The 22,436-nt window shown below is 67.6% G+C and carries 21 protein-coding genes; 14 read left to right on the top strand and 7 right to left on the bottom strand.

Features of this window, described 5'->3' with window-relative positions:
• Positions 1-28: 28 nt before the first annotated feature.
• Positions 29-1,417, top strand: coding sequence for a D-2-hydroxyglutarate dehydrogenase (locus ABQJ54_RS16120; protein ID WP_367855332.1), 1,389 nt, complete (start codon positions 29-31; stop codon positions 1,415-1,417).
• A 12-nt stretch (positions 1,418-1,429) separates the two neighbouring features.
• On the opposite strand, the gene bla is transcribed toward ABQJ54_RS16120, so the two are convergent.
• Entirely contained in the window at positions 1,430-2,443 is a 1,014-nt protein-coding gene (gene bla, locus ABQJ54_RS16115; RefSeq protein ID WP_367855331.1) for a class A beta-lactamase, read from the bottom strand.
• A gap of 266 nt (positions 2,444-2,709) precedes the next feature.
• Here bla and pip point away from each other — a divergent pair, with 266 nt between their 5' ends.
• Positions 2,710-3,666, top strand: a complete 957-nt coding sequence (gene pip, locus ABQJ54_RS16110) for a prolyl aminopeptidase (protein WP_367855330.1) — start codon at positions 2,710-2,712, stop codon at positions 3,664-3,666.
• Positions 3,667-3,732: 66 nt separating this feature from the next.
• Here pip and upp read toward each other — a convergent pair whose 3' ends face one another.
• The 3 genes from upp to ABQJ54_RS16095 form a co-directional block, all read right to left on the bottom strand.
• Positions 3,733-4,365: a uracil phosphoribosyltransferase gene (gene upp, locus ABQJ54_RS16105; RefSeq protein ID WP_367855329.1), complete on the bottom strand. Its 633-nt coding sequence runs from the start codon at positions 4,363-4,365 to the stop codon at positions 3,733-3,735.
• Positions 4,366-4,536: 171 nt separating this feature from the next.
• Positions 4,537-4,887, bottom strand: a complete 351-nt coding sequence (locus ABQJ54_RS16100) for a PsiF family protein (protein WP_367855328.1) — start codon at positions 4,885-4,887, stop codon at positions 4,537-4,539.
• Positions 4,888-5,075: 188 nt separating this feature from the next.
• Positions 5,076-6,572, bottom strand: a complete 1,497-nt coding sequence (locus ABQJ54_RS16095) for an aminotransferase class III-fold pyridoxal phosphate-dependent enzyme (RefSeq protein WP_367855327.1) — start codon at positions 6,570-6,572, stop codon at positions 5,076-5,078.
• Between the two features lie 346 nt (positions 6,573-6,918).
• Here ABQJ54_RS16095 and ABQJ54_RS16090 point away from each other — a divergent pair, with 346 nt between their 5' ends.
• Genes ABQJ54_RS16090 through ABQJ54_RS16070 form a run of 5 tightly spaced genes read left to right on the top strand, consistent with a single transcriptional unit; the run spans position 6,919 to position 11,662 of the window.
• Positions 6,919-7,827 (top strand): ABC transporter ATP-binding protein, encoded by a 909-nt coding sequence (locus ABQJ54_RS16090; protein WP_367855326.1) that lies wholly within the window; start codon positions 6,919-6,921, stop codon positions 7,825-7,827.
• Positions 7,827-8,621 carry an ABC transporter permease gene (locus ABQJ54_RS16085; protein WP_367855325.1) on the top strand — a complete coding sequence of 265 codons (795 nt, stop codon included), beginning with the start codon at positions 7,827-7,829 and terminating at the stop codon, positions 8,619-8,621. Before ABQJ54_RS16090 ends, ABQJ54_RS16085 begins: the two co-directional genes overlap by 1 nt.
• A gap of 19 nt (positions 8,622-8,640) precedes the next feature.
• Positions 8,641-9,858, top strand: coding sequence for a sensor histidine kinase (locus ABQJ54_RS16080; protein ID WP_367855324.1), 1,218 nt, complete (start codon positions 8,641-8,643; stop codon positions 9,856-9,858).
• The gene (locus tag ABQJ54_RS16075; protein ID WP_367855323.1) at positions 9,855-11,063 is read left to right on the top strand and encodes a sensor histidine kinase; all 1,209 of its coding nucleotides are present in this window, start codon (positions 9,855-9,857) and stop codon (positions 11,061-11,063) included. Before ABQJ54_RS16080 ends, ABQJ54_RS16075 begins: the two co-directional genes overlap by 4 nt.
• The gene (locus ABQJ54_RS16070; protein WP_367855322.1) at positions 11,060-11,662 is read left to right on the top strand and encodes a response regulator transcription factor; all 603 of its coding nucleotides are present in this window, start codon (positions 11,060-11,062) and stop codon (positions 11,660-11,662) included. Before ABQJ54_RS16075 ends, ABQJ54_RS16070 begins: the two co-directional genes overlap by 4 nt.
• Here the strand turns inward: ABQJ54_RS16070 and ABQJ54_RS16065 are convergent.
• A complete protein-coding gene (locus ABQJ54_RS16065; protein WP_367855321.1) occupies positions 11,659-12,210 on the bottom strand; it encodes a PH domain-containing protein in 552 nt (183 codons plus the stop codon). The genes ABQJ54_RS16070 and ABQJ54_RS16065 overlap by 4 nt on opposite strands.
• Positions 12,211-12,322: 112 nt before the next feature.
• Between ABQJ54_RS16065 and queA the strand changes: the two genes are divergently transcribed.
• The 5 genes from queA (at position 12,323) to secF (ending at position 18,279) form a co-directional block, all read left to right on the top strand.
• The gene (gene queA, locus ABQJ54_RS16060) at positions 12,323-13,354 is read left to right on the top strand and encodes a tRNA preQ1(34) S-adenosylmethionine ribosyltransferase-isomerase QueA (RefSeq protein WP_367855320.1); all 1,032 of its coding nucleotides are present in this window, start codon (positions 12,323-12,325) and stop codon (positions 13,352-13,354) included.
• A 229-nt stretch (positions 13,355-13,583) separates the two neighbouring features.
• Entirely contained in the window at positions 13,584-14,717 is a 1,134-nt protein-coding gene (gene tgt / locus ABQJ54_RS16055) for a tRNA guanosine(34) transglycosylase Tgt (RefSeq protein WP_367855319.1), read from the top strand.
• Between the two features lie 211 nt (positions 14,718-14,928).
• A complete protein-coding gene (gene yajC / locus ABQJ54_RS16050; protein WP_367855318.1) occupies positions 14,929-15,255 on the top strand; it encodes a preprotein translocase subunit YajC in 327 nt (108 codons plus the stop codon).
• A 165-nt stretch (positions 15,256-15,420) separates the two neighbouring features.
• Entirely contained in the window at positions 15,421-17,307 is a 1,887-nt protein-coding gene (secD, locus tag ABQJ54_RS16045; RefSeq protein ID WP_367855317.1) for a protein translocase subunit SecD, read from the top strand.
• A gap of 15 nt (positions 17,308-17,322) precedes the next feature.
• Entirely contained in the window at positions 17,323-18,279 is a 957-nt protein-coding gene (gene secF / locus ABQJ54_RS16040; protein WP_367855316.1) for a protein translocase subunit SecF, read from the top strand.
• Positions 18,280-18,407: 128 nt separating this feature from the next.
• On the opposite strand, the gene ABQJ54_RS16035 is transcribed toward secF, so the two are convergent.
• Positions 18,408-19,301, bottom strand: coding sequence for a LysR family transcriptional regulator (locus ABQJ54_RS16035; RefSeq protein ID WP_367855315.1), 894 nt, complete (start codon positions 19,299-19,301; stop codon positions 18,408-18,410).
• 87 nt (positions 19,302-19,388) lie between these two features.
• Between ABQJ54_RS16035 and ABQJ54_RS16030 the strand changes: the two genes are divergently transcribed.
• Together ABQJ54_RS16030 and ABQJ54_RS16025 are read left to right on the top strand one after the other, a co-directional pair.
• The gene (locus ABQJ54_RS16030; protein WP_367855314.1) at positions 19,389-20,384 is read left to right on the top strand and encodes an aldo/keto reductase; all 996 of its coding nucleotides are present in this window, start codon (positions 19,389-19,391) and stop codon (positions 20,382-20,384) included.
• Positions 20,385-20,569: 185 nt separating this feature from the next.
• Entirely contained in the window at positions 20,570-21,691 is a 1,122-nt protein-coding gene (locus tag ABQJ54_RS16025) for a sterol desaturase family protein (RefSeq protein WP_367855313.1), read from the top strand.
• Here the strand turns inward: ABQJ54_RS16025 and murU are convergent.
• On the bottom strand, positions 21,664-22,368 hold the full coding sequence (murU, locus tag ABQJ54_RS16020) for an N-acetylmuramate alpha-1-phosphate uridylyltransferase MurU (protein ID WP_367855312.1): 705 nt from the start codon (positions 22,366-22,368) through the stop codon (positions 21,664-21,666). The genes ABQJ54_RS16025 and murU overlap by 28 nt on opposite strands.
• Positions 22,369-22,436 lie beyond the last annotated feature (68 nt).

Here is a 22,436-nt window from a genome sequence, read left to right as displayed (position 1 = left end):
CCCGCGTCATAACGCCACCGGAGCCACCATGAGCGTTGCCCTGGACGATCTCGCCCGCCACCTGCCCGGACTGCGCCTGCTTGCCGAGGCCGGTGATCTCGAGCACTACGGCCGCGACTGGACCCGGCGCTGGACGCCGGCGCCGCTGGCGATTGCCTTGCCGGCAAGCGTCGAGGAAGTGCAGGGCATCGTGCGCTGGGCCAACGAGCATGGCGTGGCCATCGTGCCCTCGGGCGGCCGCACCGGGCTTTCCGGCGGCGCGGTGGCGGCGAACGGCGAACTGGTGCTGAGCCTGGAGCGGATGAACCGCGTGCTGGGCTTCGACGCCGCCGACCGCACGTTGACCGTCCAGCCCGGCATGCCACTGGAGGCCGTGCAGGCGGCAGCGCGCGAGCACGGGCTGGTCTATCCGGTGGACTTCGCCGCGCGCGGCTCCTGTTCCATCGGCGGCAACATCGCCACCAATGCCGGCGGCATCCGGGTGATCCGCTACGGCAACACCCGCGATTGGATCGCCGGGCTCAAGGTGGTGACCGGCAACGGCGAACTGCTCGACCTCAACCGCGCGCTGGTGAAGAACTCCAGTGGCTACGATTTCCGCCAGCTGATGATAGGTTCGGAAGGCACGCTGGGCATCGTGGTGGAAGCCACACTCAGGCTTACCGATCCGCCGCCACCCGCGCAGACCATGCTGTTGGCCCTGCCGGACATGGATGCGGTGCTGGCCGTGTTCGGCTTGTTCCGCGCGAAGCTGGCGCTGCAGGCCTTCGAGTTCTTCACCGACGTGGCGCTGAAGCACGTGTTGGCGCACGGCGCGCAGCGCGCGCTGGACGGCGAACATCCGTACTACGTGGTCACCGAGTTCGACGCGCCGGACGAAGCCGCGCAGGACGCCGCGCTGGCCGTGCTCGGCGAAGGCATGGAGCAGGGCTGGATCGTCGACGGCACGATTGCGCAGAGCGAGGCGCAGGCCGCCGCGCTGTGGCGGCTGCGCGAAGGCATCACCGAGAGCCTGGCGCCGCACAAGCCGTACAAGAACGACGTGTCGGTGCGCATTGGCGCGGTGCCGGCCTTCCTGCATGCGATGCAGGCGCTGCTGGCGCGCGAGTACCCGCACATCGAGGTGGTGTGGTTCGGTCACATCGGCGACGGCAACCTGCACATCAACGTGCTGAAGCCCGCCGGCATGGTGGACGCGGATTTCATCGCGCAGTGCGAGCACGTCACCAAGTTGCTGGCCGCCACGCTGAAGGAACACGGCGGCAGCATCTCCGCCGAGCATGGTATCGGCCTGGTCAAGCGGCCTTACCTCGACAGCACGCGCAGCGCGGCGGAGATCGCCCTGATGCGCGGCGTGCGCAAGGTGTTCGACCCGAACGGCATCCTCAATCCGGGCAAGCTGTTCGAGGCGGAGTGAGCGTCAGGGATGTCAGGTGGCCGCGACGGTGCGCGCCAGGTCGGCGAACAGCGCCTCGCGCTGCGCTTTCGAGGCGGTTGAAGCCGTGAGGAAGGCGGCCACGATCACGCTGCGACCGTCGGGCCAGATCAGGATGCCGATGTCGTTGTAGGCGGCAGTGAGTCCGTCCAGCGTGTAGGACGTGCCGCATTTGTCCGCGAACTGCACGTCGCGGGGCAGGCCCTGCCGCATGCGGTTCGGTCGCGTCTGGGCCTGCAACAGCGCGAGCAAGGCATGCGTCGATGCCGGCGAAAGCAAGGCGCCGCGCTGCAACTGGCGCAGGAAGTCCGCGGCGGCATCCGGCGTGCTGCGGTTGCGCGGATCGGCGAGATAGGCGCGATAGCCGCGTTGCAGGCGCGACTCCTCGGCTTGAGCCGTCTCGTTTTCGGGCGGCTGCTGGCCGGGCGCCAGTTGTTCGAACACGCGGTCGACGCCGGCCTCGCCCGTGTCGACGCGCATACCGGCGATGCCATGCGCACGCAGGAAGGCGGTGACCTCCCGCGGTGGGACGAGCTTCAACAGGGCGTCGACGGCGGTGTTGTCGCTGTCGCTGACGGCCGCCGCGAGCAGTTGGCGCACGGTGAAGCTCATGCGCTCGCCATGGAAGTGCGCGCCGATGGATGGCACGGCCGAACCACCGACCACGTCGGCACGCGTCAGCGTGACGGTTTTCTCCATCGACAGCGCACCGCTGTCGATGCGCGCGAATACCGCTGCGGCCACCGGTGCCTTGAATACGCTCATCATCGGATAGGCGCGCCCTGCATTGACTTGCCAGCGCTCTCCGCTCTGCGGGTCGAGCACGACGATGCCAAGCACGCCGGGCTGGGCGCGTTTGGCCAGTGCTTCGAGCTTGTCCTGCAGCGCAGCGTGGCCTGCGTGGCCTGCGTGGGCATCCGGCAGCGGGGCTGCCAGGAGTGCCGCCGGTGGGATGAAGGCGAAGATCAGGACGAGCAGTCCCGGCAGACGGATGCGGGCGGTATGCATGTGCGCTCTGGGTCGAAGGGAAGAGGGCCAAATTTTCCATGCGGATGTGGCAAGGCGATAGCGCATGAATGGCTTGGCAAGGTCGCCGCTTCGGGCTGCCGTGCTAGCCTTTTCCGGTGTTTGCGAGCATTCGTGATCGCGGGAATCAAGCGGGCGGCCATCCAGGGCCGCATTCTGTTGGTACTTTTGCGATCATCCCTGATCGCGTGGATCAAACGGGCAGCCATCCATGGCTGCACTCTTCAATTTTCAAGCCGGGCACGACCATGACGCAGGAACGCCGCACGCTGTACCCCGAGATCGAGCCGTACGACCGTGGCACGCTCAAGGTCTCGGAACTGCACACGTTGTACTACGAGCAGTGCGGCAATCCGGACGGCAAGCCGGTGGTGTTCCTGCATGGCGGCCCCGGCGGCGGCACCAACCCGAAGTGCCGGCGCTTCTTCGATCCCGCGGTGTACCGCATCGTGCTGTTCGACCAGCGCGGCTGCGGCCAGTCCACGCCGCATGCGGAACTGCGCGAGAACACCACCTGGGACCTGGTGGCCGACATCGAGCGCGTGCGCGAGCACCTGGGCATCGCCTGCTGGCAGGTGTTCGGCGGCTCGTGGGGTTCCACGCTGGCGCTGGCCTACGCGCAGACGCACCCGGACAAGGTCACCGAACTCGTGTTGCGCGGCATCTTCATGCTGCGCCGTTGGGAGCTGGAGTGGTTCTATCAGAAGGGCTGCGACGCGCTGTACCCGGATGCCTGGGAAACCTATCTCGCGGCGATTCCCGAAGTGGAGCGCGGCGACCTGATGAGCGCCTACCACCGCCGCCTCACCAGCGACGACCCGGCGGTGCGCGTCGCGGCGGCGCGTGCGTGGTCGGTATGGGAGGGCTCCACCAGCTACCTGTACCAGGATGCGGCCAGCATCGGCGCGCACGACGAGGACGAATTCGCGCTGGCCTTCGCGCGCATCGAATGCCACTACTTCGTCAACGGCGGCTTCTTCGCGCACGACGACCAGTTGCTGCGCAACGTGGAGCGCATCCGCAAGATCCCGGCAGTGATCGTGCAGGGCCGCTATGACGTGGTCTGTCCGATCCGCAGCGCCTGGGACCTGCACCGTGCCTGGCCGGAGGCGGATCTGCGCATCGTGCAGGATGCTGGCCACTCGGCGTTCGAGCCGGGCAATGTGCACGAACTGATCGAAGCCACCGACCGCCTCGGGCGGTAAGGCGGGAAACGGGCGAAACGTGGTGGGTGATCGGGGGAAGAACCCGCTATCCCGGGCTCTTCCTGCTCACGGCATCTTCGTGCCGAAGATCTTGTCGCCGGCATCGCCCAGGCCGGGCAGGATGTAGCCGTGCTCGTTGAGCCGTTCGTCGATCGCGGCGGTGTAGATCTCGATGTCGGGGTGCGCGGCTTCGATGCGCTTCAGGCCTTCCGGCGCGGCAACCAGGAACAGGCCCTTGATGCGGCGGCAGCCGGCGGCCTTGAGCATGTCCACGGTGGCGATCAGGGTGCCGGCGGTGGCCAGCATCGGGTCGACGATCATGGCGATGCGCTCGTCCATGCGGCCGGTGAGTTTCTCGTAGTAGGCGATGGGCTTGAGCGTCTGTTCGTCGCGCTGCAGCCCCACCACGCTGACCTTGGCGGCGGGGATCAGGTCGAGCACGCCGGGCAGCATGCCGATGCCGGCGCGCAGGATAGGCACGATGGTGACCTTGGCTCCCTTGATGCGCTGCACGACGAGCGGACCGGCCCAGCCGTCGATGTGTTCCTCGACGGTTTCCAGATCCTGGGTCGCCTCGTAGGTAAGCAGGGCGGCGACTTCGGAGGCCAGTTCGCGGAATTCCTTGGTGCTGATGCCGGCCCGGCGCATCAGGCCGAGCTTGTGCTGGATCAGGGGGTGGCGGACTTCGACGATTTTCATCGGCCAAGCATAGCGGCTGCGGATGCTCGTAGGAGCGCACCCTGTGCGCGATGGCTCTGGCGCCTGATCGAAGCCAAGAGCCATCGCGCACAGGGTGCGCTCCTACGCAGAAAAGGGTTTCGAAAAGCAGGCGCCGCCTTGCGGCGGCGCCCGGCATGCCGCGACCGGACTTCAGTGCGCGGCGTCGCCGCCCTTGAGGCAGCCGCTCATGAAGGTCTTGCGGTCGGTGCCCTTGAGCGCCTTGGTCTTGGCCTCGGCGCTGCAGCTCTTCATCTTCTCCTGCTGGGTGGCCTTGGCGCCCGGCATCGCCGCGGCGGCGCTCTTGCCCTTGAGGCAGTCGCTCATGAAGGTCTTGCGCTCGTCGCCCTTCTTGCCGGTGGCCTGGTGGCTGCAGTCGGCCATGCGTTGCTGCTGCGGGGTGAGCTCTTTCTTGGCGGCCGCCTGCGGCGTGGCAGCGAACGCGGCGGTGGTGGCGAGGGCCAGCACGGCGCTGGCGACGAGCAGGCTGAAACGCATGGTCATGATGCTTCCTCCCGTGGTGACCGGCGGCTGCCGGCGGGCGCCAGTCTATCGCCGGGGAAGGAGCATCGTCGCTGAACAATGCGCAGGCTGTCGTAGGCGCGACGCCAGCATCGGCGTCGGCCATGGGGCAGGGCGAACGAAGGCGCCTGCCGGGTACGTGTCCGGCTTCGGCAGGCGCGGGGGCGGTGTCAGGCCGCCTTGCTCTCGCTCTTGCGCGGACCTTCCAGCAGGGCGTGGCGCACATGCGCGACCACCAGGTCCACCTCGGCGCTGGTGACGTTGAAGTGCGGGGTGAAGCGCAGCGAGTTGACGCCGCCGTGGATCACGCCGATGCCGCGCTCGCGCAGGTATTCCTCGATGGAGCCGGCGCCGTAGCACTTGAACTGCGGGGCGAGCTCGCAGGAGAACAGCAGGCCGGTGCCCTGCACCTTGGTGATCAGGCCGCCCAGCTCGTCCTTCAGCGTGTTGAGCTTGTCCACGAACTCCTTGCCGCGGGCGCGGATGTTGGTACGCACGATGTCGCTGAGCTCGCCCAGCGTGGCCAGCGCCACGTCTAGCGCGCGTGGGTTCGCGGTCATGGTGTTGCCGTAGATGCCCTTGCGGTACAGGCCGGCGACGCGCTCGCTGACTGCCAGCACCGAGAGCGGGTACTGGCCGGCGTTGAGCGCCTTGGAGAAGGTCTCCATGTCCGGCGCGGGCAGTTTCTCGAAGCCGGGGTAGTCGGTGAGCGAGAGCACGCCATGGGCGCGCAGGCCGGCCTGGATCGAGTCGACCAGGAACAGCGAGCCGTGCGCCTCGGTGAGCCGGCGCGCGGCGGCGTAGAACTCCGGCGTCACCGCGCGGCCGGGATCGCCTTCGCCCATCACCGGTTCCAGGAACATCGCCTCGACGAACCAGCCGTGCTTGTCGGCATCGGCGAACGCGGCTTCCAGCTGGGCCACGTTGTAGGGCTCGACCACCAGCACGCTGTCCTCGTGGCGGTAGCTGGCGAGATGCTGCTGGTAGGCCTTGCGCGAGGAATCCGAATACAGCGCCGGCTTCTCGGTGCGGCCATGGAAGGCGCCCTTCACCACCAGGCGCTTGATCGTGCGCCCGGCGTAGCGGCCGCCGGCATCGGTCATCAGCTTGGCGTTGACGTCGGCGATGCGGCAGGCCAGCGATACCGACTCCGAGCCGGAGTTGAGGCACAGGTAGCGCGCATACGGGTTGCTGCCGCGATTGCGGCCCAGTTCCTTGTTCAGGGCCTGGGTGAAACGCAGTTGCGCCACGCTGGGCGTCATCACGTTCGCCATCACCTGGTCGCGCGCCAGCGCGGCGTCGATCGCCGGGTGGTTGTGGCCGAAGCCCAGCATGCCGTAGCCGCCATTGTCGTGCAGCACCGCGCCCTTCAGGGTGACGATCCACGGCCCGCGCGCGGCAGCCGGCAGGTAGGGGTTGATCGCGTCGTCGGGGTAGAAGTTGACGAAGCCGGCCTGCGCCTGCGCCAGCTGCTCGGCCTCGTCCAGCTTCAGGAAGTCGCCCAGCCCGGTGCGCAGTTCGCGATGGCGCACCACGGCGGCGGCCACGGCCTCGCCAAGCATGACGTCGACCGCGGCCATGCGCTCGATGCTGGCATCGTCCAGGCCGGTGGTGCGCGGCTTGCCGCCGAATTCGCGCAGTTCGCGCAGCTGTTCGATCAAACCCATGGCTTTACTCCTCAAAGATCCGTCGGCGCCTCGCACCCAGCGCGAAGCAGGCCGACGTGTTGTGCGTGGGGGAGCCAGGCTCCCGTGGCGCATGGCCCGGTTCGACGGGGTGGGGCGCGCGTCCACGAACACTGAGGATAACCCGGGGGGCGGGGTGCCCGGTACCCCCTGACGGTGCCATGGCGATGGGTGCGGGTCGTGTCCGGCCTTTCCCGATCAAGTACTTGAGTGCGGTTCCTGGCGTCCGCGCAGCGGAGGTGACGCCTGTCACCCGCGATGGTTGACGGCGGCGACTGGGGCCGGTGCCAAGCGGCACCTAGGCTGCGGGGCAGGAGGAGAGACCACCATGAACGACACCACGGTTGCCCGACTTGTCACCGCCATGAAGCGCTATGGCCCGCTTACCGCGCTGGACGGCGTGGACCTCACCGTGCGGCGCGGCGAACTGCTGGCCCTGCTTGGCCCCAACGGCGCCGGCAAGAGCACCAGCATCAGCCTGCTGCTGGGGTTGATCCGTCCCGACGCAGGCCGTGTCGAACTGTTCGGGCTCGACCCGCAGCGCATCGAGGCACGCCGCCGTATCGGTGTGATGCTGCAGTCGGCCAACCTGCCGGCCACGCTGCGCGTGGGCGAACTGCTGCGCCTGATCATGAGCTACTACCCGAATCCGCGCGGTTTTGACGAAACCGCCGCACTGGCCGGCGTCACCGACCTGCTGCTGCGGCCCTACGGCAAGCTTTCCGGCGGCCAGCAGCGGCGCGTGCAGTTTGCGCTGGCGCTGTGCGGCCGGCCCGAGCTGCTGTTCCTCGACGAACCTACCGTGGGCATGGACATCGACGCGCGGCAGAAGCTGTGGGCGGCGATGCGCACGCTGGTCGCCGAAGGCTGCGCCGTGGTGCTCACCACGCATTACCTGGAGGAGGCCGAGGCGCTGGCACAACGCGTGGTGGTGCTCGGCCAGGGGCATGTGCTCAGCGAGGGCAGCGTGGACGACCTGCGCAAGCGCGTGGCGCTCACCCGCATCCGCTGCGTAAGCGACCTCGATGCGGAGGCGGTCGCTGCATGGCCGGACGTGACGTCCGCCACGCGCGAGGACGGCCATCTGCGCATCGCCACCGCCAAGACCGAGGCGGTGGTGCGCCGGCTGCTCGACGCCGATCCCGCCTTGTGCGAACTGGAGGTGCAGCGCGCCGGCCTGGCCGAAGCGTTCACCGAACTCACCCGTGAAACCGCCGCCGAGCAGGAGGCCGCCTGATGAACGCCGTTGCCGTTGTCGCCGCATCGCCGGCCACTGTCCCCGCCATGCCGCCGCGCCGCGTGCTCGGCGCCTACCTCGCCGAGGCGCGCAGCGAATGCCTGCGCTACCTGCGCGCACCAAGCTTCATGCTGCCGATCCTGCTGTTTCCGGGCCTGTTCTACCTGGTGTTCGGCGTGCTGATGGGCAAGTCCGAAGGCGCCGATGCGGCGCGTTACCTGTTGGCCAGCTACGGCGTCTTCGGCGTCATGAGCCCGGGCCTGTTCGGTTTCGGCGTGTCGCTGGCGCTGGAGCGCGAGGGCGGCCTGCTGACCTGGAAACGCGCGTTGCCGATGCCGCCGGGTGCCTATCTGCTGGGCAAGATGCTGATGGCGATGGGCGCCGCCGCGGTGGTGGTGCTGATGTTGCTGGCGATGGCGACGGGCCTGGCCCACGTGGTGCTGACGCCGCTGCAAGCCGTCGCGCTGCTCGTCACCGGCATGCTCGGCGTGCTGCCGTTCTGCGCGCTGGGCATGCTGGTGGGCACGCTGATCAAGGGGCAGGGCGCGCCCGGCATGCTGCAGCTGGTCTACCTGCCGATGTCCTTCCTGTCCGGCCTGTGGTTCCCGCTGTCGATGCTGCCGAAATCCCTGCAGCAATTCGCGCCGGTGTGGCCGAGCTACCACCTCGACCGCATCGCGCTGGCCGCGGTGGGCATCGCGCATGACGCGGCTCTGCCCCATGTGCTGGTGCTGGCCGGGTTCGGCGCGGTGTTTTTCGCGCTGGCGGTGCGGCGGCTGCGCCGGGTCGGTTGACTCGCAGTAGCATGCCGGCATGAACGATACGAGCGCGTATTCCACTGGCAATCGATGGACCGTCTGGTTGCAGCCAGCGCCGGACTCCTCGGCGGCGGCGATGCGCGCCGGAGGCCATTCCTCATGGGCCTATGCGTGGAATCTGCTGTGGTCGTTCTGGGTGTTCCTCGGACCACTTTTCCAGCCGGTGGGGGCGGGTTTCTGGTGGTCGCTGGCGCTGGGCTACCCGATCTTCCTGTTGATCTTCCTGCTCTCGCATGTGCGGCCCGCCATCGAGGCGAACGGTTACGTCGGCGCGCTCGTGATATTGACCGCGTTGTCGATGCCGTGGAACCCCGCAGGGTGGACGTACGCGGTGTTCGCCTGCGCGCTGGTGCCGTACCAGGGGCTGTGGCTCACCAGCGCGATCAAGATGGCGATCATCCAGGCGCTGCTGGTGCTCGAGGGCATCTTCCTGCACTGGCCCTGGTACGCCTTTCTGATCCTGGTGGGCGTATGCACCAGCACAGGTGTCGGCGCGCTGGCGGGGCGCATCAACTGGGACAAGAACACCCGGCTGCGCATGTCGCACGAGCAGATCCGCCAGCTCGCCGCTACCGCCGAGCGCGAACGCATCGGCCGCGACCTGCACGACCTGCTGGGCCACACGCTGTCGCTGATCACGATGAAGCTGGAGCTGTCGCGCAAGCTGCTGGACCGCGACCCGGCCACCGCGCGGCGCGAACTGGCCGAAGCCGAGGAGGTGGCGCGCCATGCGCTGGCGGAGGTGCGTTCGGCGGTCACCGGCATCCGCGCCGCGGGCTTCGCGGCCGAGCTGGCCTCGGCGGCGCTGCTGCTGCGTACGTCCGGCGTGCAGTTCGACCAGCATCTGCAGGCGGCCAACCTGCCCGAGCCGGTCGAGTGCAGCCTGGCACTGGTGCTGCGCGAGGCGGCGACGAACATCGCGCGGCACGCCCACGCGACGCGGGCACGGGTGTCGCTCACCCGCACCGGCGACGGCGTGCGGCTGAGCATCGAGGACAACGGCCGCGGCGGCGTCCGTGCGGCCGGCAACGGCCTCAGCGGCATGCAGGAACGCGTGCAGGCGCTGGGCGGCAGCCTGCGACTGGATTCGCCGCCGGGCGGCGGCACGCGGCTGGACATCGACGTGCCGCTGGCGGCGCAGGCCGTCGCGCGTGACGTCGGCCTGCCGCGCGTCGAGGCGCTGGCTCCCGCCCAGGCCCGGCACGTCACATGATCCCGGCATCCGCCGCCCGCTGGCTGGCTCCCGCGCCGGACTCCGGCGTGGCCGACGACATCCGCTGCGGCAAGTCGCCGTGGGCCGACAGCATCCACCTGCTGTGGTCGGTGTGGATTTTCATCACGCCCTTGTTCGACCACGGTGTCAAGGGCTACACCTTGACCTGGCTGCTGTGCACGCTCGGCTCCTACCCGGTGTTCCTGCTGCTGTTCGCCAAGATCCAGCTGGCACCGCGGCGAACGGTGCACTGGTATGCCTGGGCCATGGCGGGGCTGTGTTTCGCACTGCTGCGCTGGTACCCGAGCGGCCTGAGCTACTTCATGTACGCCTGCGTGATGCTGAATCACTGCCGGATGCGTTTGCGTACCCAGTTGGCCCATCTGGTGCTGCTCAACGCGATGCTGCTGGGGCTGGTCTGGTGGATCGGCTACCCGGTCTCCATCCTGGTGATCATGCCGGCGTCGGTGATGGTGGTCAGCGTGGTCGCGCTGGTCGAGCGCATCAACAAGGAAAAGGACGCCGCGTTGCGCCTGTCGCAGGAGGAGATACGCCGGCTGGCGGTACTCGCCGAGCGCGAGCGCATCGGCCGCGACCTGCACGACCTGCTGGGCCACACGCTGTCGCTGGTGACGCTGAAGTCCGAACTGGCGCGCAAGCTGGCGCTGGCCGACCCGTCACGCGCGCAGCGCGAAATGGAAGAGGTGGAACGGGTGTCGCGCCATGCGCTGGCCGAGGTGCGCGCCGCGGTCACCGGCATGCGGCGCAGCGATCTGGCGGCGGAGCTGGTTTCGGCAAGGCTGATGCTGGAAGCCTCGAACATCGTGTTCGAGGCCGGCGCGCCGGCCGTGCTCGACCTGCCGGCGGAAGCCGAGGCGTCGCTGGCGCTGGTGCTGCGCGAGGCGGTCACCAACATCCATCGCCACGCGCATGCCGCGGCGGCGAGCGTGATTTTCTCCTGCGAAGCGGAAAGGTTCCACATGCGCATCAGCGACAACGGACGCGGCGGCCTCGCCGCCCACGGCAACGGCATCAGCGGCATGCGCGAACGCGTGCGCGCGATGGGCGGCACGCTGGCCATAGCCTCGCCGGCGCGACGCGGTACCACGCTCGATATCGCAGTGCCCTTGCGCGCGGCATCGAAACCCGCGGCCGTGGATACGCGTCCGGTGCCGACGCTGGCGGGCCAGGGGAGCGCCGCATGATCCGCGTGCTGCTGGCCGAGGACCAGGCGATGGTGCGCGGCGCGCTGTCGGCGCTGCTGAATCTCGAATCCGACATCGAGGTGCTGGGTTCGGCCTGCGACGGCGAAGCGGCCTGGCGCGAGCTGCAACGGTTGAAGCCCGACGTGCTGGTCACCGACATCGAGATGCCCGGCCTTACCGGGCTGGAACTGGCGCAGCGCATCCAGCGGCACGAGCTGCCGATCAAGGTGATCATCGTCACCACCTTCGCGCGTCCCGGTTTCCTGCGCCGCGCGCTGGATGCAGGCGTGTCCGGCTATCTGCTCAAGGACGCGCCGGCAGAGAACCTCGCCGAGGCGCTGCGCACCGTGCATCGCGGTGGCCGCGCGATCGATCCGCAGCTTGCTCTGGAGGCGTGGTCGGAGGCCGACCCGCTGAACGATCGCGAGCGCCAGGTGCTGCGGCTGGCCGGCGAAGGCCATTCCGCGGGCGACATCGCCACCCAGCTCAACCTCTCGCACGGCACCGTGCGCAACTACCTGTCCGAGGCGATCGGCAAGCTCGGCGTGGCGAACCGCATCGAGGCTTATCGCCTCGCCAGGCAGAAGGGCTGGCTCTAACGACTCTGCCGCCAGCGCGGCAGCGGCTTGCCCTGCTTTCGCAGCGAAGCGGGCGTTTGCAGCGCACGCACGAAACCGGCCGGGTCGGCCGGCGACAGCACCACGGTACAGGCGGACCCGTGCAACACCACGGCACACTGCCAGTCGGTGACGAAGGCGCGGTAGCGCCCCAGCTTCGCGTTGCGGAACCAGCCCGAGAACGAGAACAGGCCGCCGTTGCCGAACAGGCGGATCGAGCCGGCGCCGGCCTCGGGATCGGTGGCGGCCTCGCGCAGCTCGCCCAGCACCACCCGGGTCGTCCAGAACAGGCGGCGCACAAACAAGGCGTTGTCACGCAACTCGTAGCCGCGCACCACGCAGAGCACGGCGGCCAGCAGGATCAGCCATGGCAGGGCGAACACCACCTTGTGCAACAGCGGCGGCGCATGCGCGTGGGCCGGCACGACGAACGCGAGCAGCAGGGATATGCCCAGCAGAAGCAGGGTGACGACGATCGAGATGCCCTTGAGAAAGCCACTCCAGGGCGCGGCGGGGTAGTGCAGGTCCATGTCGGGATTCTGGCTTCTGCCCGCGGCGGCGACAAGGCGGACGCCAAGGTGTCCGGGCTTGCGCGATAATGCGCCGCTGCCCGTTGCATTCGTCCCGCTGCCGAGCCTTTCCTTGAAGAAGTCCGATTTCGATTTCAACCTGCCGCACGAACTGATCGCCCAGGTGCCGTTGCCCGAGCGTTCGGCCAGCCGCCTGCTGCTGCTGGATGTGGCCGCCGGCAGCCGCGAGGACCGGATGTTCCGCGAGCTGCCCGGTTTCCTGCGGCCCGGCGATCTGCTGGTGTTCAACGACACCCGCGTGCTGCCGGCGCGCCTGTACGGGCGTAAGGAGAGTGGCGGCGCGGTGGAGATCCTGATCGAGCGCGTCACCGGCGCGCACGAGGCCACCGTGCAGCTCGGCGTGAGCAAGAAGCCGAAGGAGGGCGCGCGGATCGAGCTGGCCGATGGCAGCCATACGGTGGTGCTGGGACGCGACGAGAGCTTCTTCCGCCTGCGCTTCGAGGCACCCGAGCCACTGGAGAGATTGCTGCTCAAGCTGGGCGAGATGCCGCTGCCGCCGTACATCGAGCGCCATGCCGACGCCGCCGACATGGAGCGCTACCAGACCGTCTACGCACGCGAGCCTGGCGCGGTGGCCGCGCCCACCGCCGGCTTGCATTTCGACGAGTCGCTGCTGGCCGCGTTGCGCGAGCGCGGAGTGAATTTCGGCTACGTGACGCTGCACGTGGGCGCAGGCACCTTCCAGCCGGTGCGGGTGGAGGACATCAGCGGGCACCACATGCACAGCGAGTGGCTGAACGTGGGGGCTGGTCTGGTCGAGCAGATCCACCGCACGCGCGCCGCCGGCGGCCGGGTGATCGCGGTGGGCACCACCGTGGTGCGCGCACTGGAGAGCGCCACGGTGGATGGCCAGCTGCACCCGTTCGCGGGCGAGACGCGGATCTTCATCTTCCCCGGTTACCGCATCACCAGCATCGACGGCCTGATCACCAACTTCCACCTGCCGCAATCGACCCTGCTGATGCTGGTGTCGGCGCTGGCCGGGCGCGAATTCATGCTGGATGCCTACCGGCATGCGGTGGGGCAGCGTTATCGCTTCTTCTCGTATGGGGATGCGATGTTGATCCTGCCGCAGGGTGGCTGAGCTTTATCTCCTTGCGGGATGCATTTTTGCTCGGACTTCCTCTCCCCTATGGGGAGAGGATTGAGGTGAGGGGCGGGGCTCGCGGAGGTATTTCATCTGAGAGCTTGTCGCAAGATTGGCCCCTCACCCCGGCCCTCTTCCTCGTTCCTCAAAGCAGGGCCATCCATGGCCCTTCCCCGCGTCCCGGAGGGGAGAGGGGGCAATCGAGGCGACCTGCGATAATGGCGGAATGACTTCCCTGAAATTCGACCTTCTCGCCACCGACGGCGCCGCCCGCCGCGGCCGCCTCAGCTTCCCCCGCGGTACGGTGGAAACGCCGGCTTTCATGCCGGTGGGCACCTACGGCTCGGTGAAGGCGATGACGCCGCGCGACGTGCGCGAAACGGGCGCCGAGATCATCCTCGGCAACACCTTCCATCTGTTCCTGCGGCCCGGGCTGGAGATCGTGGAGAAGTTCGGCGGGCTGCATCGCTTCATCGGCTGGGACCGGCCCATACTCACCGACTCGGGCGGCTTCCAGGTGTTCTCGCTGGCGCACCGGCGCAAGCTCAGCGAGGAGGGCGTGACCTTCGCCTCGCCGGTGGACGGCTCCAAGGTGTTCCTGTCGCCGGAAGTGTCGATGAAGATCCAACGCGTGCTGGATTCGGACATCGCGATGATCTTCGACGAGTGCACGCCGTACCCGGCCACCGAGAAGGTCGCGTCCGATTCGATGGAGCTGAGCCTGCGCTGGGCCGAGCGTTCGCGCCGGGCATTCGACGACCTGAAGAATCCCAACAACCTGTTCGGCATCGTGCAGGGCAGCGTGTACGAACCGTTGCGTCGGCGCTCGGCGGAGCGACTGGTGGAGATCGGCTTCGACGGTTACGCGGTGGGCGGCCTGGCCGTGGGTGAGCCGGAAGAGGCGCGCAACCACACGCTGGATTTCACCGTGGGCCTGCTGCCGCAGGACCGGCCACGCTATTTGATGGGCGTGGGCCGGCCCGAGGACATCGTGGCGGCGGTGTGCCGCGGCATCGACATGTTCGACTGCGTGATGCCCACCCGCAACGCGCGCAACGGCTTCCTGTTCACCGACGAGGGCACGCTGCGCATCCGCAACGCGAAGTACGCCGCCGACACCCGGGTGATCGAGGAGGGTTGCGACTGCCATGCCTGCGCCAACGGCTTCAGCCGTGCCTACCTGCGCCACCTGGACCGCTGCAACGAGATCCTCGGCAGCCAGCTCGCCACCATGCACAACCTGCGTCACTACCAGCGCCTGATGGCGGGCCTGCGCGAGGCGATCGCGGCCGGACGCCTGCAGGATTTCGTGGCCGCTTTCCATGCGCGCCGGCATGGGACGGGGGCGGAGACCCCGTAGGAGCGGCGTAGGAGCGGCGTAGGAGCGGCTTCAGCCGCGATTCCAAGCACGCCAGTCGCGGCTGAAGCCGCTCCTACGGAAGCAAGCAACCTGCGTTCCCTCAGGTGCCTCGGCACCGTGCGGTGGATGGGAACGCATGGCATAATCCATGGTCTTTTATCGGGCGTTCAGCAGAAATCCCTGTTGGCGCCATTACTTGCGAGACGAACCGATGAGTCTTCCGATGTCTATCACGCTGGCCCAGGCCGCTGCGCCGCAGGGCGGCGGCATTTCCATGATCATCATGATGGTCGTGCTGTTCGGCCTGATGTACTTCATGATGATCCGCCCGCAGATGAAGCGGCAGAAGGAGCATCGCGCCATGGTCTCCGCCTTGGCCAAGGGCGACGAGGTGGTGACCAACGGCGGCCTTGCCGGTCGCGTGGAGGAGGTGGGCGAGACCTTCATCACGATCGAGATCGCACCGAACGTGAAGGTGAAGCTGCAGAAGGGTGCGGTGTCGCAGGTGCTGCCCAAGGGCTCGCTGAAATCATCCTGAAAGGCCCGGAGTATGTCCGGGGGGTGCGGCTTTTACGAATAGTGCGGCCATGGATGGCCGCTTCTTGATTCCGGCGATCACGGAAGAGCGCAAAACCTTTTCAGTACGGCCACGGAGGGTCGGCTGGCTGACGTTTGCAACACGGATGGCTGCAAAGGATTACCGATGAGCGATTTTCCACGCTGGAAGTACGCGCTGGTCGTATTGGCGATGCTGTTCGGCATCCTCTACGCGCTGCCCAACGCTTTCACGCCGCTGTCGGCGGTGCAGGTCACCGCCACCAACCAGGGGGCCGCGCCGGTCGACGATGCGCTGCGCCAGAAGGTGGCCGATGCGCTGTCCAAGGCCCACGTGGTGGCGACGGATGTGGAAGTGCAGGGTGACCACCTGCTCGCCACCTTCGCCAATGCCGACCTGCAGAAGAGCGGCGCCGACACGATCAGCGCCTTGCTCGGCGACAGCTACACCGTGGCGTTCAAGCTGCAGTCCACGGTGCCGGGCTGGCTGACCGCCATCCATGCGAACTCGATGCCGCTAGGCCTGGATCTGCAGGGTGGTGTGCACTTCCTGATGCAGGTGGACCAGAGCGGCGTGCTCGACAAGCTGGAGAACAGCTATGCCGACGACATCCGCAGCCAACTGCGCGACAAGAACATCCGCTATGAGTCGGTGAGCCGCAGCACGGTGGCCGGGCAGGGCATCGTGGTGGTGCTGCGTTCGTCGGCCGACCGCTCCAGCGCGGCCGACCTGATCGCCGGCAACTCGCCCGATCTCGCAGTGACCGATGGTCCCAGTACCGGCGATCGCTACATGTTGTACGCCGCGATCAAGCCGACCAAGTTGCGCGACCTCTCGCTGGGCACGATCAAGCAGAACCTCGCCACGCTGCGCAACCGCATCAACGCGCTGGGCGTATCCGAACCGCTGATCCAGCAGCAGGGCGAAGACCACATCGTGGTCGAGCTGGCGGGTGTGCAGGATCCCGCCGGGGCGAAGAAGCTGATCGGCGCCACAGCCACGCTGGAATACCGTCCCGGTATCGGCTACCCCGGCGATCCACGCGCAGTGGAAGCCGCGCAGAGCGGCAGCATTCCGCCGGATGCCAACCTCTACTACTACGCTGGCACACATGCGCCGGTACTGGTGGGCAAGCGCGCCATCGTCACCGGTGACCAGTTGGTGGACGCCAGCTCCGGCGTCGACCCAACCAATGGCACGCCCTCGGTGAACGTGACGTTGAACGCTTCCGGCGCGGCGAAGATGCAGGAGTTCACCAACGCCAACGTCGGCAAGCCGATGGCGGTGCTGCTGATCAATACCGTATATGAGACCAGCACGGTCAACGGCAAGGAAGTGCGCACGCCCAAGACCACCACCGAGGTGATCAACGACGCACAGATCCAGAGCCCGTTCGGCAAGGTATTCTCCACCAATGGCCTGGGCAGCCCCAAGGAAGCTTCCGACCTGGCGCTGCTGCTGAAGAGCGGTGCGCTGGCCGCGCCGATGGACATCGTCGAACAGTACGTGATCGGCCCCAGCCTCGGCCAGCAGAACATCAAGAAGGGCTTCGATTCGGTGATGCTCGGCCTGCTGCTGGTGCTGGTGTGCGCGGCGATCTACTACAAGCTGTTCGGCCTGGTCGCCGACATCGCGTTGTTCTTCAACCTGCTGATCCTGGTGGCGGTGATGTCGATGATCGGGGTGACCCTGACCATGCCTGGCATCGCGGGTATCGTGCTGACCCTGGGCATGGCGATCGACGCGAACGTGCTGATCTGCGAACGCGTGCGCGAGGAACTGCGTAACGGCTCGACGCCGCATGCGGCGATCCACGCTGGCTACGACAAGGCCTGGGCCACGATTCTCGACGCCAACGTCACCCACCTGATCGCCGCGCTGGCGCTGATGACGATGGGTACCGGCGCGATCCGCGGCTTCGGCGTCACGCTGGGCATCGGCATCCTGACCTCGATGTTCACCTCGGTGGTGATGACGCACGCGTTCACCGCGCTGATTCACGGCCGCCGCAAGCTCAAGACGCTGTCTGTGTAAGGGCGGGATCCAATCATGGAAATTTTCAACCACAACAGCAACATCCATTTCCTGCGCATCCGCGTCTACAGTGTCGCGGTGGCCGTCGTGCTGGTGATTGCCTCCATCGCGCTGCTCGCCACCAAGGGCCTGACCTATGGCCTGGACTTCACCGGCGGCGTCTCGCTGGTGGTGGACTACGCGCAGCCGGTGCAGACCAACGACGCACGCGACGCGCTGGAGAAGGGCGGCCTCGAAAACCCGGTGGTGCAGAGCGTGGGTGGCAGCCACGAGGTGTCCATCCGTCTGCAGCCCACCAAGGCGATGCTGGACGCCAAGGGCCAGGTGGACCTGGACAAGGTGGCCAGCTTGGTGATGCAGCCGCTGAAGGCCGCTCGCGCCGATGCCTCGCTGAAGAGCCGTTCCTCGGTCAGCGCCGAAGTCGGTGCGGAGCTGAAGAACGACGGCATGGTGGCCGCGGTGTTCGTGATGCTCGGCATCATGGCCTATCTGTGGATCCGCTTCGAACGCCGCTTCGCGATCGCCGCGGTGCTCACCGAAATCCACGACACGCTGGTGACGCTGGGCATCCTGGTGCTGACGGGGCGCGAGTTCGACATGACTGTGCTGGCCTCGGTGCTGGCGGTGATCGGCTACTCGATCAACGACAAGGTGGTGGTGTTCGACCGCATCCGCGAGCTGTTCCGCCTCGCGCGCAAGGCCGAGCCGGAGGAGATCCTCAACCGCTCGATCAACAGCACGCTGTCGCGAACCATCATCACCTCGCTGTTCACCGGCATCACCATGGCCGCGCTGTTCTTCTTCGGCGGTACGGCGGTGCACGGCTTCGCGATCACCATGCTGATCGGCATCGTGGTGGGCACGCTCTCCTCGATCTTCGTGGCCAGCCCGATCCTGCTGTGGCTGGGCGTGTCGAAGAAGGACCTGATGCCGGTGACCAGGGAAAACCCGGAGCTCGCCCGCAGACCATGAGCCCGCATCGCCCGCTCTGCGGGCGATCCCGATTACTCTCCCCCGCTCGCGGGAGAGATGCCCGGAGGGCAGAGAGGGGCTCTTCGTCGGCAGGTCGAAGATGATCCGCAACCAGATGCGCGTACCGATCAGCCCGCGTACCGCAGCGCATCGCGGAACAGCGTGAAAGCCGCTGAAGCTTGGCGCCGGCTGGGGTAGTAGAGGTGGTATCCCGGGAATGGCGGGCACCAATCCGCCAGCACGCGGATCAACCGCCCCTCCGCCACCAGCACCTGCACCTGATCCTCGGGCAGGTAGGCCAGTCCCAGCCCGGCTAGCGCGGCGTCCAGGCGCATGGCGATGTTGTTGAAGACCAACTGGCCCTCGACGCGCGCTTTCAGTTGCTCGCCCTTCTTCTCGAACTCCCACGGGAAGATGCCGCCATGGGTCGGCAGGCGGATGGTGATGCAGTTGTGCCGGATCAGGTCGCGCGGGTTTTTCGGGCGTGGGTGCCGGGCGAAGTATCCCGGGGAGCCGACCACGGCCATCCGGATCTCGGGGCCGATGCGCACCGCGATCATGTCCTTGGCCACCTGCTCGCCCAGCCGCACGCCGGCGTCGTAGCCCTCGGCCACGATGTCGGTGAGACCGTAGTCCACGATGACCTCGATGTGCAGGTCGGGGTGCTCCGGCAGCAGCTTCGCGAGCGCGGGTTGCAGCACCGTGGTCGCCGCATGTTCGCCCGCCGTGATGCGCAGCCGGCCGGCGGGCTTGTCGCGGAATTCGCCGAGCAGGGCCAGCTCGGTGTCGATTTCCTCGAATCGGGGCGCGACCACCTGCAGCAGGCGCTGGCCTGCCTCCGTGGGGGCAACGCTGCGGGTCGTGCGCGCCAGCAGCCTGACACCCAGCCGTTCCTCCAGTTGGCGCATGGCCCGGCTGAGCGCGGGCTGCGACATGCCGAGTTTCGCGGCCGCACGGGTGAAGCTGCGCTCTCGTGCCACGACTGAGAAGATCGCGAGCTGGTCGTAGCTCTCGGTCGACATTTATCCGCTCCGGTTATCAACCCTTTCCGATTATGCCATCTAGTGTCAGCAATCCTCCGGGCCTAGATTGTCTGTCCGGAGGACATCATGAAGACACGCACACTCGGCAACACCCAACTGGAAGTCTCGGCGCTCGGCCTTGGCTGCATGAGCATGAGTTCGGGCTATGGCCCCGCTGCCGACAGGCACGCGATGATCAAGCTGATCCGCGCGGCCCACGACCGCGGCGTCACCCTGTTCGATACGGCTGAAGCGTACGGGCCGTTCGCCAACGAGGAATTGCTCGGCGAGGCGCTTGCCCCGATCCGCGACAAAGTGGTCGTCGCGACCAAGTTCGGTTTCGATATCGACCTGCGCACCGGCGCGCGCAGCGGCGGCACCGACAGTCGTCCCGAACACATCAGGGTAGTGGTCGAGGCCAGCCTCAAGCGCCAGCGCACCGACCGCATCGACCTGCTGTACCAGCACCGCGTCGATCCCGACGTGCCGATCGAAGACGTCGCCGGCGCGGTCAAGGAACTGATCGCTGCAGGCAAGGTGAAGCACTTCGGCCTATCGGAGGCGGGCATCCAGACGATCCGCCGCGCCCACGCCGTGCAAGCGGTGACGGCCGTGCAGAGCGAATACTCGCTGTTCTGGCGCGGACCGGAAGCGGAGTTGTTGCCGCTGCTGGAAGAGCTTGGCATCGGCTTCGTGCCGTTCAGTCCGCTGGGCGCCGGATTCCTGACCGGCAAGATCGACGAGAACACCCGGTTCGACCCGACCGATTTCCGCAACAGCGTGCCGCGCTTCTCGCCCGAGGCGCGCAAGGCGAATGTCGCCCTGGTGGACCTGCTCAAGGCGGTCGCTGGGCGCAAGCATGCGACGCCCGCGCAGGTCGCTCTGGCCTGGCTGCTCGCGCAGAGGCCGTGGATCGTGCCGATCCCGGGGACGACCAGGTTGCACCGTCTCGAAGAGAACCTGGGAGCGGTCGGGCTGGAGCTGACTGCGGGCGATCTCGTCCGGATCGACGCGGCCGCATCGAAGATCGAGATCCAGGGCGAACGCCTGCCGGAAGCCGCGCTGAAGATGACTGGGCGTTGAGCGAAAAGCCGGCAGTCGGGGGCGCACCGAAGAGGGCCGCCGCACTGGCGGGGATGCCCCGGTTCGGGTCGTCCGCATTTTTGCGCGACGCGACGACGCGCCCGTGAAATCTTGTGGCAGAAAAGGGTTCAGCGGCGCTGCGCCATCGTATGCGCGAGCCTGTGGTTCATGCGTTCCCCATCCCCATGCACGCCATCTCCGGTCTCTGGACGGTTGCGGTCAACTGGCTGACGCTCCATGTGGTCGTGCCGGTGCTGGCCGTGCTGCACCTCACGCATTTCGTCGTCGATCCGCCGCGCGAGATCGCCGAGTACTTCCTGCTCACCGCGGTGGAGGTGGCGGTCATCGCCTGCGTGTTCCGGCCGATGGAGAGCCTGTGGCCGGTGGAGCATTGGCCCGATCGCCGCGCCACGGCGATCGACCGCGCCTACACCCTGCTCAAGCTGTTTGGCGTGCTGCCGCTGTTCACCTACCTGGTGCTGTCGCCCTTCACCCAGTGGATCGGCGGCGCGGGCGCCAGCGACGATGCGGCCGGGTTGCTCAGCGTGCAGGGCATGCTGCCGTGGCTGGGGCATCATCCGGTACTGCTGTTCCTGGTCTATTACGCGATCTACGACCTGGTGTACTACGGCATCCATCGCCTGCAGCACTCGATCCCGTGGTGGTGGGCATTGCACAGCCTGCACCACAGCCAGCGCCAGCTGAACTGCTGGACGAACGACCGCGACCACTACCTCGACGACCTGCTGGAGGCGCTGATCGTGGCGGCGGCCGCGCTGCTGATCGGCGTGTCGCCTACCGACTACGCGCTGCTGGTGATCAGCGGCAACCTGCTGCAGAACCTCGACCATGCCAACGTGCGGCTGCGTTTCGGTCCGGTGCTGGAGAAGCTGCTGGTGGACCCGCGTTACCATCGCCTGCACCACATGCGGGTGGATCCCGAACGGCCGAACCTGCATTACTGCAACTTCGCCTTCATCTTCCCGATCTGGGACATCCTGTTCGGCACCGCGCTGTTCGGCGAGCCGGCGCGCGCCACCGGCGTGGGCGACCCGATGGTGGACGCGGACAATCGCCATGGCCTCGTGGGCCAGCAGCTGTACGTGCTGCGTCGCTTCTGGGGCGCGTTCCGCCGCCGCGCGGGCTGGCGCTGGGGCGACGTGGCCTTCGACGAAAGCCATGCGCCGGTGTCGGTGCGCGACTTCGACCTGCATCAGCTGGAGGCCAGCCAGATTCCCTTGACGCATGCCGAAGGACGGGTGCCGGCCGCCGCCGTGGCTCAGTCGGAGAGTTCGGCATCCAGCTGAGCCAGGCGCTCCGGCGTGCCCACGTCGGTCCAGCGGCCGCGATGCAGCGAACCGCCCAGCGCGTTGCGCGCCATCGCCGCCTCCAGCAACGGCCGCAGCTTGAAGCGCGGCGGTTTCGCCTCGACGCCCGGGACATCGCCCACCGCGGCGCGCCAGCCATCCAGCAATTCGCGACGAAACACGCCGATGCCGCTGTAGGTGAGCCGCGGCGCGCCATCGGCATGCAGCAGGCCTTGCGCATCCAGCCGGAAATCGCCGCCGGGATGGTGCGCGGGGTTGTCCACCATCAGCAGATGGGCAAGGCCATCCGGTTCGGCGGGCAGGGTGGCGAAATTGGCATCGCACCACACGTCGCCGCTGATCGCGAGCACCGGCTCCGGCCCCAGCAGCGGCAAGGCGTTCAGCAGGCCGCCGCCGGTTTCCAGCGGGGGCGTGCCTTCGTACACGTAACGGATGCGCAGGCCCCAGCGCGAACCATCGCCCAGCGCCTCGGGAAACTGTTCGGCGAGATGCGAGGTGTTGATCGCTACGTAGTTCACGCCGATCGCGGCGAGCTTCTCCAGGTGCCACACGATCAGCGGCTTGCCGCCCACGCTCAGCAGCGGCTTCGGCGTGTGTTCGGTGAGCGGGCGCATGCGCTCGCCCAGGCCCGCGGCGAAGATCAGTGCATGCCTCATGGTCTACTCCTGCGCCGATGATCTTCTGTCGTCATCCCGGCGAAAGCCCGCTGCCACCCGGATTCGCG

It is taken from the genome of Rhodanobacter lycopersici (assembly GCF_040812335.1).
Classification (GTDB): Bacteria; Pseudomonadota; Gammaproteobacteria; order Xanthomonadales; family Rhodanobacteraceae; genus Rhodanobacter_A; species Rhodanobacter_A lycopersici.
This window is presented reverse-complemented; position numbering and strand designations above follow the sequence as displayed.

Excerpts from the sequence above, each read along its gene's own strand:
- ABQJ54_RS16120 (WP_367855332.1), top strand. The coding sequence starts at position 29 with ATGAGCGTTGCCCTGGACGATCTCGCCCGCCACCTGCCCGGACTGCGC.
- bla (WP_367855331.1), bottom strand. The coding sequence starts at position 2,443 with ATGCATACCGCCCGCATCCGTCTGCCGGGACTGCTCGTCCTGATCTTC.
- pip (WP_367855330.1), top strand. The coding sequence starts at position 2,710 with ATGACGCAGGAACGCCGCACGCTGTACCCCGAGATCGAGCCGTACGAC.
- upp (WP_367855329.1), bottom strand. The coding sequence starts at position 4,365 with ATGAAAATCGTCGAAGTCCGCCACCCCCTGATCCAGCACAAGCTCGGC.
- ABQJ54_RS16100 (WP_367855328.1), bottom strand. The coding sequence starts at position 4,887 with ATGACCATGCGTTTCAGCCTGCTCGTCGCCAGCGCCGTGCTGGCCCTC.
- ABQJ54_RS16095 (WP_367855327.1), bottom strand. The coding sequence starts at position 6,572 with ATGGGTTTGATCGAACAGCTGCGCGAACTGCGCGAATTCGGCGGCAAG.
- ABQJ54_RS16090 (WP_367855326.1), top strand. The coding sequence starts at position 6,919 with ATGAACGACACCACGGTTGCCCGACTTGTCACCGCCATGAAGCGCTAT.
- ABQJ54_RS16085 (WP_367855325.1), top strand. The coding sequence starts at position 7,827 with ATGAACGCCGTTGCCGTTGTCGCCGCATCGCCGGCCACTGTCCCCGCC.
- ABQJ54_RS16080 (WP_367855324.1), top strand. The coding sequence starts at position 8,641 with ATGAACGATACGAGCGCGTATTCCACTGGCAATCGATGGACCGTCTGG.
- ABQJ54_RS16075 (WP_367855323.1), top strand. The coding sequence starts at position 9,855 with ATGATCCCGGCATCCGCCGCCCGCTGGCTGGCTCCCGCGCCGGACTCC.
- ABQJ54_RS16070 (WP_367855322.1), top strand. The coding sequence starts at position 11,060 with ATGATCCGCGTGCTGCTGGCCGAGGACCAGGCGATGGTGCGCGGCGCG.
- ABQJ54_RS16065 (WP_367855321.1), bottom strand. The coding sequence starts at position 12,210 with ATGGACCTGCACTACCCCGCCGCGCCCTGGAGTGGCTTTCTCAAGGGC.
- tgt (WP_367855319.1), top strand. The coding sequence starts at position 13,584 with ATGACTTCCCTGAAATTCGACCTTCTCGCCACCGACGGCGCCGCCCGC.
- yajC (WP_367855318.1), top strand. The coding sequence starts at position 14,929 with ATGAGTCTTCCGATGTCTATCACGCTGGCCCAGGCCGCTGCGCCGCAG.
- secD (WP_367855317.1), top strand. The coding sequence starts at position 15,421 with ATGAGCGATTTTCCACGCTGGAAGTACGCGCTGGTCGTATTGGCGATG.
- secF (WP_367855316.1), top strand. The coding sequence starts at position 17,323 with ATGGAAATTTTCAACCACAACAGCAACATCCATTTCCTGCGCATCCGC.
- ABQJ54_RS16035 (WP_367855315.1), bottom strand. The coding sequence starts at position 19,301 with ATGTCGACCGAGAGCTACGACCAGCTCGCGATCTTCTCAGTCGTGGCA.
- ABQJ54_RS16030 (WP_367855314.1), top strand. The coding sequence starts at position 19,389 with ATGAAGACACGCACACTCGGCAACACCCAACTGGAAGTCTCGGCGCTC.
- ABQJ54_RS16025 (WP_367855313.1), top strand. The coding sequence starts at position 20,570 with ATGCACGCCATCTCCGGTCTCTGGACGGTTGCGGTCAACTGGCTGACG.
- murU (WP_367855312.1), bottom strand. The coding sequence starts at position 22,368 with ATGAGGCATGCACTGATCTTCGCCGCGGGCCTGGGCGAGCGCATGCGC.